Annotated in this window: 11 protein-coding genes; 8 read left to right on the top strand and 3 right to left on the bottom strand. The window is 72.2% G+C overall.

The window, feature by feature from the left end; all coding sequences use genetic code 11:
- On the bottom strand, nt 1-3,918 hold a 3,918-nt coding region (locus AE652_RS47235), incomplete at its 3' end, for a type I polyketide synthase (protein WP_049649008.1).
- Between the two features lie 397 nt (nt 3,919-4,315).
- Here AE652_RS47235 and AE652_RS00325 point away from each other — a divergent pair.
- On the top strand, nt 4,316-5,503 hold the full coding sequence (locus AE652_RS00325; protein ID WP_049649006.1) for a PLP-dependent aminotransferase family protein: 1,188 nt from the start codon (nt 4,316-4,318) through the stop codon (nt 5,501-5,503).
- Nucleotides 5,504-5,679: 176 nt separating this feature from the next.
- Nucleotides 5,680-6,228, top strand: coding sequence for a signal peptidase II (gene lspA, locus AE652_RS43375; RefSeq protein WP_234348152.1), 549 nt, complete (start codon nt 5,680-5,682; stop codon nt 6,226-6,228).
- Nucleotides 6,229-6,328: 100 nt separating this feature from the next.
- On the opposite strand, the gene AE652_RS00315 is transcribed toward lspA, so the two are convergent.
- The gene (locus AE652_RS00315; protein ID WP_049649004.1) at nt 6,329-6,898 is read right to left on the bottom strand and encodes a response regulator transcription factor; all 570 of its coding nucleotides are present in this window, start codon (nt 6,896-6,898) and stop codon (nt 6,329-6,331) included.
- Between the two features lie 95 nt (nt 6,899-6,993).
- On the opposite strand from AE652_RS00315, the gene AE652_RS00310 reads away from it, so the two are divergent.
- The gene (locus AE652_RS00310; RefSeq protein ID WP_049649003.1) at nt 6,994-7,278 is read left to right on the top strand and encodes a hypothetical protein; all 285 of its coding nucleotides are present in this window, start codon (nt 6,994-6,996) and stop codon (nt 7,276-7,278) included.
- 82 nt (nt 7,279-7,360) lie between these two features.
- The gene (locus AE652_RS00305; protein WP_049649002.1) at nt 7,361-7,903 is read left to right on the top strand and encodes a stage II sporulation protein M; all 543 of its coding nucleotides are present in this window, start codon (nt 7,361-7,363) and stop codon (nt 7,901-7,903) included.
- A gap of 826 nt (nt 7,904-8,729) precedes the next feature.
- Here the strand turns inward: AE652_RS00305 and AE652_RS49395 are convergent.
- Nucleotides 8,730-9,386: a transposase gene (locus AE652_RS49395; protein WP_369808240.1), complete on the bottom strand. Its 657-nt coding sequence runs from the start codon at nt 9,384-9,386 to the stop codon at nt 8,730-8,732.
- 375 nt (nt 9,387-9,761) lie between these two features.
- Between AE652_RS49395 and AE652_RS00295 the strand changes: the two genes are divergently transcribed.
- From AE652_RS00295 to cas3u, 4 genes are all read left to right on the top strand, one after another.
- Nucleotides 9,762-10,814, top strand: coding sequence for a hypothetical protein (locus AE652_RS00295; RefSeq protein WP_049649000.1), 1,053 nt, complete (start codon nt 9,762-9,764; stop codon nt 10,812-10,814).
- 307 nt (nt 10,815-11,121) lie between these two features.
- Entirely contained in the window at nt 11,122-12,348 is a 1,227-nt protein-coding gene (cas7u, locus tag AE652_RS00290; protein WP_049648999.1) for a type I-U CRISPR-associated RAMP protein Csb1/Cas7u, read from the top strand.
- Between the two features lie 6 nt (nt 12,349-12,354).
- A complete protein-coding gene (csb2, locus tag AE652_RS00285; protein WP_049648998.1) occupies nt 12,355-13,821 on the top strand; it encodes a type I-U CRISPR-associated protein Csb2 in 1,467 nt (488 codons plus the stop codon).
- A partial coding sequence (cas3u, locus tag AE652_RS00280) for a type I-U CRISPR-associated helicase/endonuclease Cas3 (RefSeq protein ID WP_063780007.1) occupies nt 13,818-15,630 on the top strand: 1,813 nt, incomplete at its 3' end. The genes csb2 and cas3u, both read left to right, overlap by 4 nt.

Below are 15,630 nucleotides of genomic sequence, written 5' to 3'. Positions count from 1 at the left end.
CGACGCACCGTCCTGGTTCACCGCCGAACCCCGCACCACCCCCAACACCCGACGCCCAGCCCGCCGCGCGTCCGACAACCGCTCCAACACCAGCACGCCGCAACCCTCGCCGAACCCCGTGCCGTCGGCCTCCTCGCCGAAGGCCCGGCACCGGCCGTCCGGGGACAGGCCCCGGTGCCGGGCGAACTCGATGAGGGTGGCCGGGGCCGCCATGACGGTGACACCGCCGGCCAGCGCCATCGCGCACTCGCCCCGCCGCAGCGACTGCACCGCCAGGTGCAGCGCCACCAGTGACGACGAGCACGCCGTGTCCACCGACAGGGCCGGGCCCTCCAGTCCCAGCACGTAGGACACCCGGCCGGACGCGACACTGCTCTCGTTGCCGGTCAGCACGTGCCCTTCGAACTCCACCGGGACCCGGGCGGGGGCGGGCCGGTAGCCGCTGGTCATCACTCCGGTGAAGACGCCGGTCGCGCTGCCCTTCAGGGTGTCGGGACGGATCCCCGCCCGCTCCAGCGCCTCCCACGACACCTCCAGCAGCAGCCGCTGCTGCGGGTCCATCGCCTCCGCCTCGCGCGGCGGAACGCCGAAGAACCCCGCGTCGAACAGGTCCGCGTCGTGCAGGAAACCCCCGCCGCGCGTGTACGTCCGCCCGCCTTCCCCCGCGTCGGGATCGGGGTCGTAGAGGTGCTCCAGGTCCCACCCCCGCCCCTCCGGGAGGCCGGAGATCGCGTCGCGCCCCTCCGACACCAGCCGCCACAGGTCCTCCGGCGACCGCACCCCGCCCGGGTACCGGCACCCCATCCCCACGATCGCGATCGGCTCGTCGTCGTGGGGGGTGCGGAGGGGTGCGGTGCCGGTGTCGGTGCGTTCGCCCGCGAGTTCCGTGCGCAGCCACTCCGCCAGGAGGGCGGGCGTGGGGTGGTCGAAGATCAGGGTGGGCGGGAGGGGGACGCCGGTGGCGGCGGTCAGCCGTTCCAGGAGGTTGACGGCGTCCAGCGAGTTGAAGCCGAGGTCCTTGAAGCGGCGGGAGGTGTCGACCAGCCCGGGCTCCGGGTGGCCGAGCACGGCCGCGGCGTGTTCCCGTACGAGGCCCGTCAGTTCGCCGTGGCCGGGCCGCGACGGCCCGGGTGCGGAAGCCCCGGTCTCCGCGCCGAACGGCACACGCCGGTCCACCACCGCGGGCCCACGCCGGTCCGCCACCACGGTCTCGCGCCGGTCCTCGCCGTCGAGCCAGTACGACTGCCGCTGGAACGGGTAGGTGGGCAGCCGGAGCCGGCGCCCACTGCCCGTCCGGAGCGCGGGCCGCCAGTCGACCCGCGCACCGCGCACGTGGAGCCGGGCGACGGAGTCCAGCAGACGGCGCGGACCGCCCTCGCCCCGCCGGAGCGTCCCGGTGACCGCCGCCGCGGCACCGACGGTCTGCTGGAGCGCGACCGTGAGCACCGGGTGCGGGCTGACCTCGACGAACGTCCGGTGCCCGGCCTCCAGCAGGTGCCGGGTGGCGGTCTCCATCCGGACCGGCCGGCGCAGGTTGCGGTACCAGTAGCCGGCGTCCAGCTCCGTGGTGTCGGTGATCTCACCGGTGACGGTGGAGCAGAACGGGATCCGCGACCGGCGCGGGGTGATCCCGGCGAGTTCCGTCAGCAGCGCGTCCCGCAGGACCTCCACGTCGCCGGAGTGCGAGGCGTAGTCGACCGGGATCGCGCGCACCCAGACGCCCTCGGCCTCGTACTCCGCCAGCAGCCGGTCGACGCTCCCGGGCGGGCCGGAGACCACCGTGGACACCGGCCCGTTGACCGCGGCGATCTCCACCCCGTCCCAGCCCCGTTCGAGCCGGTCGCGGACCTGTGCCACGGGCAGGGAGACGGTGGCCATGGCGCCGGTGCCCGCCAGCCGGCCGAGCGCGCGGCTGCGCAGCGCCACGATCTTCGCGCCGTCCTCGACGCTGAGGGCGCCCGCGACGCACGCGGCGGCGATCTCGCCCTGCGAGTGCCCCACCACGGCGTCGGGACGCACCCCGAAGGAGCCCCACACCTCGGTCAGGGCGAGCATCATGGCCCACAGCACGGGCTGGACGACGTCGACCCGTTCCAGGGGCGGGGCGTCGGGCGTCCCGCGCAGGACGTCGAGCAGCGACCAGTCGACGTGCGGCCGCAGCGCCGCGTCGCACTGCTCCATCCGCTCCCGGAAGACGGCCGAGATGTCGAGCAACTCCCGCGCCATGCCGTCCCATTGGGAGCCCTGGCCCGGGTAGACGAAGGTCACCTCGCCGTCCTCGGCGACGCTGCCCCGGACCAGTGCCGGGTCGACTCCGCCGGGTTCGGCGGCGGCGGTCAGGGCCCGGAGGAACTCCTCGCGGTCGGCCGCGACGACGACCGCGCGGTGCTCCCGGGTCGCGCGCGTGGTGGCCAACGAGAGGGCCACGTCGGCGGGTTCGGCGTCGGGCTCCTCGGCCACGTACGACCGGAGACGGTCGGCCTGGGCCCGCAGCGCCTCCGCTGTGGCACCGGACAGGACCCACGGCACCACGCCGGAACCGCCGTCCGCCTGCGCCCGGTTGCCCGCGGCGGGGGCGGGCGGCTGGGACAGCACGACATGGCAGTTGGTCCCACCGAGACCGAAGGAGCTGACGCCCGCGAGGCGGGTGCCGTCCGCCCCGGTCCACGGCAGGCGGTCCGTCACCATGCGCAGCCGCAGGGCGTCCATGTCGATCAGCGGGTTGGGGGTACGGAAGTCGAGGCTCGGCGGCAGCGTCGCGTACTGGAGCGACAGGGCCACCTTGACCAGGCCGACCACGCCCGCCGCGGCCTCCAGGTGGCCGACGTTCGTCTTCACCGAGCCGACGTACAGGGGGCTTTGGCCGGCCGTCCGGGCCGCGCCGAACACGGCGCCCAGCGCGGCGGCCTCGACCGGGTCGCCGACCCTGGTGCCCGTCCCGTGCAGTTCGACGTACTGGACGTGCGCGGGGTCGACACCCGCCCTCGCGCAGGCCCGCCGCAGCACCTCCTCCTGCCCGGCCCGGGCCGGCACCGTCAGTCCCTCTCCGCCGCCGTCGTTGTTCAGGGCGCTGCCGAGTAGGACGCCGTACACCGGGTCCCCGTCCGCGAGGGCCCGGCCCAGGGGCTTGAGCACCACCATCGCCCCGCCCTCGCCGCGGACGTAGCCGTTCGCCCGCTCGTCGAAGGTGAAGCAGCGGCCGTCGGGCGAGAGCGCGCCGAGCCCGGCCATCGCGTGCGCCGTGTCGGGCAGCAGGTTGAGGTGCACCCCGCCCGCCACGGCGAGCGCAGAGTCGCCGCGCCGCAGGCTCTCGCAGGCCAGGTGGACGGCGGCCAGCGACGACGCCTGGCCGGCGTCGACGGTGAGGCTGGGGCCGTGCAGGCCGAGGGCGTACGAGACGCGGTTGGCCGTCATGCCGCGCTGGGTGCCGGCGACGGTGTGCGGGGTCCGGGCGGCCGGCCCTCGCCGGTCGAGCAGGAGGCCGTAGTCGCCGGACGCCACACCGAGGAAGACGGCGGTGTCCTGGGAGCGCCAGGTCTCCGGGCGGATTCCCGCGTCCTCGAAGGCCTCCCAGCTCAGTTCCAGGGCCAGGCGCTGCTGCGGATCCATCGCGGCGGCCTCGCGCGGGCCGATCCCGAAGAATCCCGCGTCGAACCGGTCCACGTCCTCCAGGAACGCCCCCCACCGCAGGGCGGACGGCTCGTCGTCCCCGGTTCCCCCGGGACCGCCCCGGCGGTCGTCGGGAGTTTCGGTGACGGCGCTGCGGCCGTCCCGCAGGAGGTCCCACAACTGCCGGGGTCCGGCAGCCCCCGGAAGGCGGCAGGAGATTCCGACCAACGCGATGGGTTCCTCCGGCACCGACCGATTTCCCGCGGAATTCACGGAGGCCTCGGAATGCCCATGGCGGAGATCAGACATGACGCCCCCTGTTATCACTTCGAACCGACCGACGGCATGACGGAACGCATCCCGGAGAACCAGGGAAAGGAAAGAGAGATTCGGAATTCCCCGTCAGAACACTGTGGAACACGGCACACGGCCCCCAGAGACTGACATACGCACCGCACGGCCCGACAAGCCCGTTCGACGGCCGACCACGCGTTTTCGGCCCATCTGGCGGAAGACCGCAGGTCAACGTCCGCCCCGGTCCCACCTGGTGGTTTCCGGAAGATCACGGTCCGGCACGGCCGGTCGCGGAACCCGCCGTCACCACGGACGTCTGAGCGATCTCGGCAAGAAATCGACGGGACATGTTTGGGCACCCGTGGGACTCCCGCACCCGGGACACCGCCCCGATCGTCCGTATCCTGCGGGCATGACGAGCCCAGCCGCCGCCCCCGTTCCCGTCGCCCGCCACGCCGCCGCCCACGCCTCGTCCGTGCGGGAGATCCTCGAACTCACGGCACGGCCGGAGGTGATCTCCTTCGCCGGCGGCCTGCCCGCCCCGGAGCTCTTCGACGTCGACGGCCTGCGGGCCGCGTACGACCACGTGCTGGCCACGGCCCCGCACCGCGTCCTCCAGTACTCGACCACCGAGGGCGACCCGGCGCTGCGGGCGGCCGTCGCGGAGCGGCTGGGCTCCCGAGGCCTGCCCACCCCGGCGGACGACCTGCTGGTCACCTCGGGATCCCAGCAGGCACTGACGCTGGTCTCGACGGCGCTGCTGGCCCCCGGCGACACCGTCCTCGTGGAGAACCCCACCTATCTGGCGGCCCTGCAGTGCTTCGCCTTCGCGGGAGCCCGCGTCGTCCCGGTCCCGTCCGACGAGGACGGCGTCGACCCGGTGGCACTGGCCCGCCTCGTCGCCTCGGAGCGGCCCAGACTCCTCTACCTCGTCCCCAACTTCCAGAACCCGACCGGCCGTACGCTCCCCGTCGAGCGCCGCCGGGCCGTCGCGGAGGTCGCGGCCCAGCACGGCCTGTGGATCGTCGAGGACGACCCCTACGGCGAGTTGCGCTTCGACGGCGCTCCGCTGCCGTGGATCGCCTCGCTCGACGCCGCGGCCGACCGCACGGTGCTGCTCGGCAGCCTCTCCAAGACCATGTCCCCGGGCATGCGCCTCGGCTGGCTGCGCGCTCCGGCCGAACTGCGCCGCGCCTGTACGACGGTGAAGCAGACCACCGACCTGCACTCCTCCACCGTCGACCAGGCCGCCGCCGCCCGGTACCTCACCCATGCCGACCTCGACGCGCACCTGACGCGGGTCCGCGCCGCCTACCGGGAACGCCGCGACGCGCTGCTCGACGGCCTGCCCCACGCGCTCCCCCACGGAAGCACCTGGAACCGGCCGGACGGCGGGATGTTCGTGTGGGTGCGCCTGCCGGACGGGCACGACGCCACCGCCCTGCTGCCCCGGGCCGCGGCCCACGACGTCGCCTACGTACCCGGCGCGCCGTTCTTCGCGGACCGGCCCGACCCGGCGACCCTGCGGCTGTCGTTCACCGGACACCCCGCCGAGGCGATCAGGGAAGGGCTGACCCGCCTCGCCGGAGTCTTCGGGTGACCATCGGGGCCCGCCGACACCCGGCGACGGCGGGGCCGGCGCCCGGCAACGGCGCGGGTATGCTCCCGTTCTGACGGTGCGCTCCCGTACTTGTGAACACTCGTGCGCAAGCCGCCGTCACCTACAATGCGGCCATGACTGGCTTACTACGCCTACGGGTTGCGCGAGGAGCTTCCTTGTCCGGTGACACGCCTCGACGACTGGGCACCATGACAGCCGTGGCAATCGCACTGCTGGCGTCGGATTTCATCACCAAACAGATAGCGCTGACACATTTCTCGGGGACCGATCCGACATCGACCCTCGGCGGGCTTCTGAAATTCACGCTGGTCTTCAATTCGGGCGGGGCGTTCTCCATCGGCGCGGGGGAGACCTGGTTTTTCACCACGGTGAAGATGCTGGTCATCGTCCTCATGCTGGTGGTGTCGCCCCGGATCCGCACCCCCCTCTGGGCGGTCTCCTTCGGGCTGGTCATCGCCGGTGCGGCCGGAAACCTCATCGACCGGCTGTTCCGGGACCCGTCCCCGTGGGAGGGACGCGTCGTGGACTGGATCCAACTGCCGCACTGGCCGGTCTTCAACCTCGCCGACTGCGGCGTGGTCTGCGGCAGCGCCCTGGTGATGTGGGCCTCGATGCGCGGCATCCGCCTGGACGGCACGCGCGCCACCGAGGAGCCGGCCGAGCCGGACGCGACGGAACGGACCGCCGAGGTGAAGAACCCGTAGGGCAGCCGGCCGTCCGGCCCGGGGAGAACCGCCCGGCCGGCCCCGAACCCGCCTGCGGGGCCCCCGAGTCGTGCGCCGGGCCCCGCACGGGGCCCCTTCCTCACGCCGCGGCGTGGGCCCTGAGCAGTCCGTGCCGCTCGGCCAGGACGGCGGCCTGGGTCCGGTTGCGGACGCCCATTTTGGCGAGCAGCTCGCTGACGTAGTCCTTGACGGTCGCCGGGCGGAGGTACAGCCGCTCGGCGATGTCCGCGTTGGACAGACCCTCGCCCAGGCAGACCAGGAGCTCCCGCTCACGGGCGTTGAGCCGGGCCGGGACCTGCCGGTCGGGCGGCTCGGGAGCCACCGCCGGTGCGGCCGACCGGAGTTGCGGGAAGACCACGGTGCCGCCCGAGGTGAGCACCCGGACGGCGTCCAACAACAGGCCACTCGGGGCGTTCCGCCGGAGGTAGCCGACCGCGCCGTGCCGCAGCGCCCGGTTCAGCAGGTCGCCGTCCTCCTCCGTGGCCAGCATGGCAACCCGGGGCGCCCGGGGCAGGTAGATCAGCGAGAGCAGGGTGTCGAGGGCCGCGTCGGCCTGGCGGCCGAGGTCGAGCAGGACCAGGTCGGGCTGGAGCGCGCGGGCCTTCTCGACCGCCTGGTCCACCGGACAGTCCGCCACCACCGTCAGCACGGGGTCGGATTCGATGATCAGGCGCAGTCCCGAAGCGACCGGTGGCTGCCGGATATTCCCAACCACTCCCTAAAAGTGGCGAACTGGAGATTAACATGTCCGTTTTCTCGACCCCGAAGAAGCGCATCGCCGCCGCCGGCGCGGCCGTTGCCGGTCTGAGCGCCCCGCTCCTGCTGGCCGCCACCACCCCTGACGTGCTGACCGGCTACTTCGGTCTGGAGTACAAGAGCGCCGACCGCGTGCTGACCGCCATCGAGGCCGGCACCGACGTCGCCGCCGCCCTCTCGCTGTTCGGTGGCGTCACCGCCGCCGGCGGCGTGGCCATGTGGATGCTCAAGAAGGCGATCACCGCCGGCGGCCGCCGCGCCATCATCGCCTGACCCGAGCGCCGGCCGGACCCCGCCGCACCGGCTGATTCCGGCCCACCGGCCTTGTGCAGCAGACGTCTTGGGGAGGGACGACGTGATCGCGGGAGTCCGCGGAGGGCTCGCAGCCGCCTGGGTCCGGCAGCGCTGGGCCGTGGCCGCGGGGCAGTTGCTCTGGTTCGCCTGCATGGCGATCGGGATCGCCTGCTCGGGCGGCATCGAGTCCGCCGTCCGCGTGGAACCCAAGCCCGCCGGTCCGGACCTGTGGCTCGAGGTCTTCCTCAACAACTCCAAGGTGGCCGCGCTGGCCTTCAGCGGAGTCGCCACCCTCGGCCTGACCACGGTCGCCTTCTCGCTGCTCTCCGGCCTCGGTGTCGGCGTGCTGATCGGGCACGCGTACGCGCTGGGCGGGAGCCAACTGCTGCGGGCCGTCGGACCGCACGCGGTGCTCGAACTGCCGGCCCTCGGCCTCGCCGTCGCGGCCGGCCTGGCCCCGGTGCTCGGGCTGTCCCGCCGCCTGGTGTCCGGACGGGGCGCCCCGTTCAGCCAGCACGTGGTCGACGCCGCTGTCCTCTTCGGAACCTCGCTGGCCGCGCTCGCCGTGGCCGCGGGCGTGGAAACGTGGGTGAGCCCCCGATGACCTTGACCACCACGACGGACCACCGTCCCCTGCTCGATCCGGAGGCCGCGCCCGAAGGCCGGGACGACGGCCGGGCCGGGCGCCTGCGCCACCGCGCCGCCCTGGCGCTCGCCGTCCTCGTCCAACCCCTGGCCGGTCTCGGCCTCCTGGACCGCTACCGCGCGGCCGTCCTGGAGAAGATCCCCGACGCGGCACCGGGCGCGGTGAAGGCCGGCGTCTGGGCGGGCTGGCTGTTCGGATCGGTGCTCGGCGCGATCGGCGTGCTGCTGGCCGTCCTGCTCGCCGGCGCCGCCGGTGCCGCCGCCTGCCGACTGGCCGGCGCCCGCTGGGAGGCGCCAGACCGCATCCGCCAACGTCTGGCTGCCCTGTCACCACCCAACTGCGCCAGGGCCGCGCCAAGGTCGCCGCCTACCGGATCACGACCACCCCGGCATCCCCCATCGCCCTGCGCCACCACCCTGTCGACGACGGCGAACATCCACGCCGACCTCACGAAACCCGCCGCGCGCGCAGCCTTCGACGCCATCGTCTGGATCCTCGACAGCACCGACCACACCGTCCTCGGCCACCCCGTCTGCCGTACCCAGCGCCCCTGGCGCCAGCGCCGGCAACTGCCCGCATACCAGCTGCCCCGACCAGAAGAACCAACCGCCCCTGGCCGATGTGGCCCGGTGACCACCATGCGACCACCAGCCGACACCACAACAGAAAGAGCCGACACTCGGTTTCCCAAGTGCCCTCTCTCACAACCGACTTCACAGTCGGGACGACAGAATTTGAACCCGCGCCCCATTGACCCCCAGCCGGTGATAGCCATCGCTGCACGTCAGACGGTAGACAGCCCGCGCTGTTCGTTCACCGAGAGACACCTCAGGGACGGCGGCGATGGCGGCCAGAAACGTGTGAGCGAGCAGGGCAAGGGTGATATGCCGGTACCAGCCCACGTAGCGGCGCACTTCGTACTGGTCCAGGCCGCATTCGTTCCTGGCGCTCTGGAAGACCTCCTCGATCTTCCAGCGGCAGCCCGCGACGCGGACCAGGTCCGTGACGGTGGCCTCCAGCGGCGGGCAGGCGGGCGGCGGCCCAGTCGTAGAGGCACTCGCCCTTGGGCAGCCCCGGCGGACAGGCGCTGCCAGGCCTCGGGCGGGGCCTGTCCGATGAGGTGGTCGATGCGCGGGCCATGGACCTGCTGGGACCTGGGAACCGCTACCACGCAGGAGAGCTGGGCGTCTTCGAGGAAGCGGCGAAAGTGGGAGTTCTGATTGCAGGCGGAGTCGGCTGTGGCCCAGACGATGGGCAGGGCGAGGCCAGCGCGCGTGATCATGGTGCGGGCCAGCTCGCTCTTCGTCGCGAAGGCACGTTCGTCGGGGATGCGTGCGGCCCGGCAGCGTTCACGGTCATCGGTCCAGGACTTGGCCAGGTAGAGCTCCCGGTTGACCAGGGCGTGGCCGCGGCTGGTGGCGTAGGCGGCGAAGACACCAATCTGGCAATTCTCGGTGCGGCCGGCGATTGCGCTGAACTCCGGCGGAGACGGTGCCCTTCTTCACAAGGCCAGTGTCATCGATGATGAACACGCCCTCAGGGGAACCGAGTTGATCAGCGGCGTAGGCTGAGCCCTTGGCATTGGGGCAGGCGGAACACGCTCCGGCAGGCTGTCGGCACGATTCGCTAACCTGCGAGCATGCCCCTGAGTTCGTATAACTACCGCCTAGACCTTGGCAGAGTCCTCGATACCGAGGTGCCTCTCGGCCCCTTGGAAAGCGTCCCGCTGGTCTGCTTCACGACCCCCTCCAAAAACGGGTAGCTCCACGGGGAGGAGAACTGCGGCTCGCTCCGTTCCTCCCGTTCCGTCGAAGCGGTGACGTTGGGGCTGGGTGAGGCGGTGGAGCGGCTGTGCGGCACTTGCTCGTGGCAGATGCCATCCGATGCACCGCTCGTGGTGTTCACCAGATCGGTTCGGAACGTGCTGTGGGCAGCCTCCTACACCGGCGCGGCCCCTTCACCTGACGTGGACTTCACCCCCTCCGACGAAGCTGACGCCGTTGCCGCACTTGCTCAGGGCGACTACCCCCCGGAGAACGAGCATGACCAGGCGGAGTCGGACCGGTACGAGCACTCTCGTTTCATCCGTGAACGCCACTACGGGCATTGGCGCCACCTCCACAGTTCCATGCTGGAGACCAACTCCGCCGTGGCAGCCCATCCATGGCTCGCAACATGGGCAAAGCCGATCCAGAACGCACTCACCACCGCGATCGAGTCCGAGCGGCGCGCCTTCGCGGCGCTCGTGCGCCCCGACGCCTTGCTCGACTCCGCAGCCATTCACCAACTTGAGGCACCATCCGGTCTCGCTTCGGGAGAAGGCTTCGCAGCTCTGGGAGCCCAGGCCGCGCTGACACTACGCAGGGCCTGGTCTGACTGGGCCGACGCCGCCGCCCGCTCATGGCTGGCGCTCGAGGGCGACCGCTCCTCCGCGTCCCTGGTCCTGTACAACGCCTTCGGTCGGCGCCGCAAGGGCCGCGACGAGGCATACGCGGCGCTCAACGAACTGATCGAGTCCTGGTATACGGAGGCCCGCTCCGTGGTCGCCACGTACCAGAAGGCGCCCCGACGGCTGATCGCGGTCTCGGTTCCGCCCACCTCGTTCGACAGCTACCACGGCCGCATCCGGGATCCGCTAAACCAATGGGAAGCGGGGGTCCTCGCCACCTACCAGGTGGACGCGAACTGGCCGGCGGGGACGGTGGCTCTGCTCGTCCCTCAGCTGATCGCGGAGCGGCTCGCCTCCGACACCGATCTCGCCGTGTCCGTCACGCCACTCGACACCGAGGAGACGGGGCTGCCGCTCGACGCACTGCTCGTGCAACTGAGCCGTCCGGCAGATCGTCAGCAGCAGCGGACGCCCGGCTGAGATCAGCGCACAGGCGGCGAAAGCGGCCCTGGCCGTCGACCGGCAGGGGCGGCGAGATGCCGACCGTGAACTCCACAGATACCCAAGGGTCCGATGACCAGCTTTCACGCTGCCGATACCCGTCCCATTTCGCTAACTCGACATCTTGGGCGACCGCCGCCAACTGCCACCGGGGCTGGTGGATGATAGTGCAACTTCGTTCTGGCTAAGAGGTTTTGACGGTTTGCCACTCCAAAGAGTGAGGACTGTCGGTGGTGGCTGCTTCGATGCGAACTGTCCGAGAGATTCCTGCCCAAGGAGGGTTTTCATGGAAGCGTTGTACGAGCGGCTGGCCGGGGCGGCGAGCGGGCTGTCGGCGGACGGTGCGATCCGGATCGCGGCCCAGTACGAGCCGGTGGCCGGCGTGGGGGCGCCGGTGGCGCCGCCGACTGTGAAGGTCAAGCAGATGATCAAGGATCCGGCGACGGGTAAGGAGAAGGAGGGCGACGGGCCGGGGCAGTTGTTCGAGGACCGGTGGGTCGGTGGGAAGGAAGTCCAGGTGGTGCTGCTGGATCAGCGGCAGTCGCAGGCGAACCGCTGTGAGACCGCGCTGCTGGAGGCCGTCGACCTGGGGGATGCGGTGGTGCCGCATCTGGCGCTGCATGTGACCGCGGAAGGCCGTGCGCTTCGGATGACGAACCTGGACGCGCCGCACCGTTCCCGCGATGCCTACTTCCGGGACGCGCTGGACGAGTCCGGTGTGAAGTTCGACGAGACGGACACGGGCCGGGCGCTGCGTGACACGGGGACGGGGGACGTACGGGCCTTCCTGGAGTCGGCGCCGTCGGACCTGGTGTTCGGCCTGTGGGATTCGCACCGCAAGCGGCGGGTGCAGTTGAAGGTGCCGCGCACCTACACCTCGGAGATGGTGGGTCTGGATCCGCTGCGTGGGGTGCGGGCGGCGGGGCGTTTCGACAAGTGGAACTTCCCCGGCGACCAGGTGGAGCTGACCGCCGACGGCTGGAGGGCAGTCGAGGGCACGGGGAAGAAGGGCAAGGGGAAGGCGCTCAAGGCGTCGGCGGTCGGGCACGGCATGATCCCGCCGGTTTCCGGGATGGGCGGGGTGACGGTCCGGGCGATCGAGCGGAACGCGACGCTGGCCATGGCGGGCCTGAGGGCGCTGCGCTTCGGTGACGCGCCGAAGGAGTACGTGCGCGCGGCGAGGGCCCTGCTGGCGGCGCTGGCGCTGCTGGGGGACCGGCTGGCGTTCGCGGCGCCAGCGGTGCGGCTGCGGTCGGGCTGCGACCTGCTGCTGGTGTCGGAGCGGATCGAGTGGGTCGGCCGCGGGCGCGAGGGCGTGGCGGTGACGGAGCCGCTGGAGCTGGACACCGCGGGGCAGGCGCTGGAGCTGTTCGAGTTCGCGCGCTCGCGGGCCGAGGAGGCGGGCCTGGTGTGGTCGAAGGAGCCCGTGCGGCTGCGGCCGAACGCTCAGGTCCAGCAGGCGATCGAGCGCTCCTTCCGCCTGGAGGGCATCGGCGAGGCGGAAGGCGAGTAGAGCGTCATGCCCTTCCACATCTCGGTGGAGCTGCTGGAGCCGCTCTACCAGGCGACCGCGATGGACGGCGAGCGCGCGGAGTGGCCGCCCCATCCGGCCCGCCTGTTCTGCGCGCTGGTCGCGCACGCCGACCTCGACGACGCCGCGCACCGGATGGCACTGGCCTGGCTGGAGGCCCAAGAGCCGCCGGTGGTCACGGTGCCGGCCAGGCCGCTGGAGGCGGACCACCCGCGCACGGCGTGGGTGGTGACCAACATCGTGGACACGAAGAAGGTGACCCACGGCCTGCTGCCGGGACGCACCGCCGGCGGCGTTCCCCGGGCGTGGGCGCAGAAGACCTTGTCCGGTACGCGGATGGTGTTCAGCTGGGCCGCGGAGCCGGGGGAGGAGCTCGCCCCGGTGCTGCAGGAACTGGCCCGCCGGGTGCCGTACTTCGGGCGATCGACGGGGGCCGGGCTGCTGGACGCCTGGTGCGGCCCCGACGAAGCCGACGACGAGTGGCGGCGGCGTTGGAGGCCTGCCGCCCACGGGGAGTACCCGAAGGGATCGCGGCCGATTCGGATCCCCTACTGCGGCTATCTGGCGTGGCTGGAGGAGGCGTTCGAGGAGCAGCGGCCGTCGTGGAGCCAGGCGGTCACCCACCACTACCTCGACCCCGACCACACCGACCGGGACGAGGCTGCGGTGGCGGAGGGGCCGTTCGGTGACCTGCTGACGTTCTCGTTCGCCCCGGGCGTGGCGCTGGACCCGCGGTGGACGCTGGAGCTGACCGGCCGGCTGCGGGGGGCGGTGATGAGCACCCTGGAGGCGATGGGCCACGACGTCCCGGCGATGACCACGGTCCACGGCCACAAAAACAGCCCCGATGACCCGCGGCCGGCGGCCTACTTCGCGCTTCCGTTCGCCGGCCACCGCCACGCCGACGGTCGGCTGCTCGGCCTGGGCATCGCCCTGCCCCGCGAGATGCCGAAACACGACCGCAAGGCTCTGCTCGACGCGCTGCTCCACCACGACGGAGGGCTGTGCCAAATCCGGTTGGCGGACGGGGAACCGCTGGATCTGGAGCGGGTCAGTCCCGCCGACCAGGACTCGTGGCCGCTGACCGTCCAGCCATGGGCCTGGCAGGGGCCGTCGGCGGTGTGGACCACGGTGCTGCCGATGGTCCTCGACCGCTTCCCCAAGAAGAACGAGGAAGCCGCATGGGCGGACTCGATCGCGGCCAGCTGCATCGCGGCCGGGCTTCCCAAACCCGCGCGGATGCGGGTGAGCCCGCGCGCTGGCCTCGCCCCCGGAGTGCGAAACACGGACGGGTTCCAGCTCCGTCGAAAGGACAGGGAGCGGCCGCTGCCGAGCTGCCACGTGCGCCTGACCTTCCCAGTGCCGGTGTCGGGGCCGGTGGTGCTGGGCAGCAAGAAGAACTTCGGCCTGGGCCTGTGCCGCCCGGAGCCCGACTTCCAGGAGGACGACCAGTGACGGGCACCGAGTGGCTGCCGGTGATCGATGCGGGCGAGTTCCCCGCTTTCTTCCGCGAGGTCCACCACCACACCCACTGCCCCGACGGCGCCACGACCGCGACCTGCGACGGCTGCGAGGGCTGGGAGCCGTTCCCGTGGCAGAACGCCTACCTGGCCGCTGTGGCGGCCGGCGCGGACTGGCCTGACCTCGACGTCCCCACCGCGCTGGGCAAGACGACGTTCATCGATATCTGGCTCTTCCTCCTCGCCCGGCAGCACAGCTCCCACCAGCGCCAGGAACTGGGCCGCGGGCAGCGGACGGTGCCGCTGCGGCTGTTCTTCTGCGTCGACCGGCGCTTGGTGGTCGACCAGGCCCACCAGCACTCCGTCGAGCTGGCCGAGGCGCTCGCCGGGGCGCCGGCCGGTTCGGTGCGGGCGAAGGTCGCCGCCGCGCTGCGCGATCTCGGCGGCGGGGAGTTGCCGCTGGAGGTGGTGCGGATGCGCGGCGGCACCCGGTGGGAGTCGAACTGGGTGCGTAGCCCGGCGCAGCCGTTGGTGGTGACGGCGACGGTGGATCAGTACGGCAGCCGTCTGCTGTTCCGTGGCTACCACACCTCCCCGCAGCGGGCTCCGATCGACGCTGCTCTGACCGGGCACGACGCCCTGCTCGCTCTGGATGAGGCCCATCTGTCGAAGGCTCTGCTGGCGACCGCCGCCGAGACCGCGCTCTACCAGCAGACAGCGGTGCGAGGGGAGTTGGCGGCGCGGGCGCTTCGGGTGGTGAGCCTGTCAGCGACCAGCGCCACCGGCGGCCGTCCCCGCCTGGGCATCAGTCAAGAGGACCGCGACCACCCGATCGCCGGGCGGCGGATCGCGGCCGAGCGCCATGTGACGCTGCTGGACGCCGGTGCCTGGGCGAAGAAGCCCGCGGAGGCGTTCGCCCTGGCGGCCGAGACCGGCCTGGCCGCCGTCCTGCCCGTCCTGCGGCTGCCCGCGGTCGCGGTGATCGCCAACACCATCGCCCACGCCCGCGCCGCCCACGAAGTGCTGGCTCGGCGCACCGACGTGGACGTGCTGCTGCTGACCGGCCGCTGCCGGCCCGCGGAGCGCGACCTGCTTGTCACCGGCCCGCTGGCTGAACTCCTCGACGGTGTCAGCCGGGGCCGTGAACGCCCCCTCGTCGTGGTCAGTACCCAGACCCTCGAAGTGGGGATCGACTGCACCTTCGGGGCGATGGTCAGCGAATGCGGCGACTGGGCATCTGTCCTGCAGCGTCTCGGGCGCCTCGACCGCCGCGGCGAACTCGGCCCCGTGCCCGTGATCCTCGTCCGCACCCACAACCCTGATGACCCGGCCCGCATCCCCGTCTACGGCCCGGCCGCAGCCCACACCTGGCAGTGGCTCGCCGGGAAGGCCTCCACCCACGACAGCCAGGAGCCCGCCGAGCTGACCCCCCGCCTCCTGGACGGCCTGGTCCTCAACCCCGCCACCCTGCCCCGTCTGCTGGACGGCACCGACACCACCCCGCTCACCCGCGCCCGCGAACACATCCCCCCGGTTGAGCAGGTACGCCTGGGCGCCTTCGCCCGCACCAGCCCCATCCCCGTCCCCGACGAATCCCCCGCCCCTTTCCTCCACGGCCTCGACACCGGCCAGCCCGAAGTCCAACTCCTGTGGCGCGCCGACCTCCCCACCGACACCACCGACCCCGAGACCCTCGCCGAACACATCCGCACCACCCCCGTCCACACCGCCGAAACCCTCTCCCTGCCCCTCGCCGCGGTACGCCGCTTCCTCACCCAACCCCGCGCAACCCCCGACACCAGCG

The sequence above is a fragment of the Kitasatospora sp. MY 5-36 genome, from assembly GCF_001182915.1.
GTDB lineage: Bacteria > Actinomycetota > Actinomycetes > Streptomycetales > Streptomycetaceae > Kitasatospora.
Note: the sequence above shows the minus strand (reverse complement) of the source record. Positions and strands in the feature narration are given on the sequence as shown.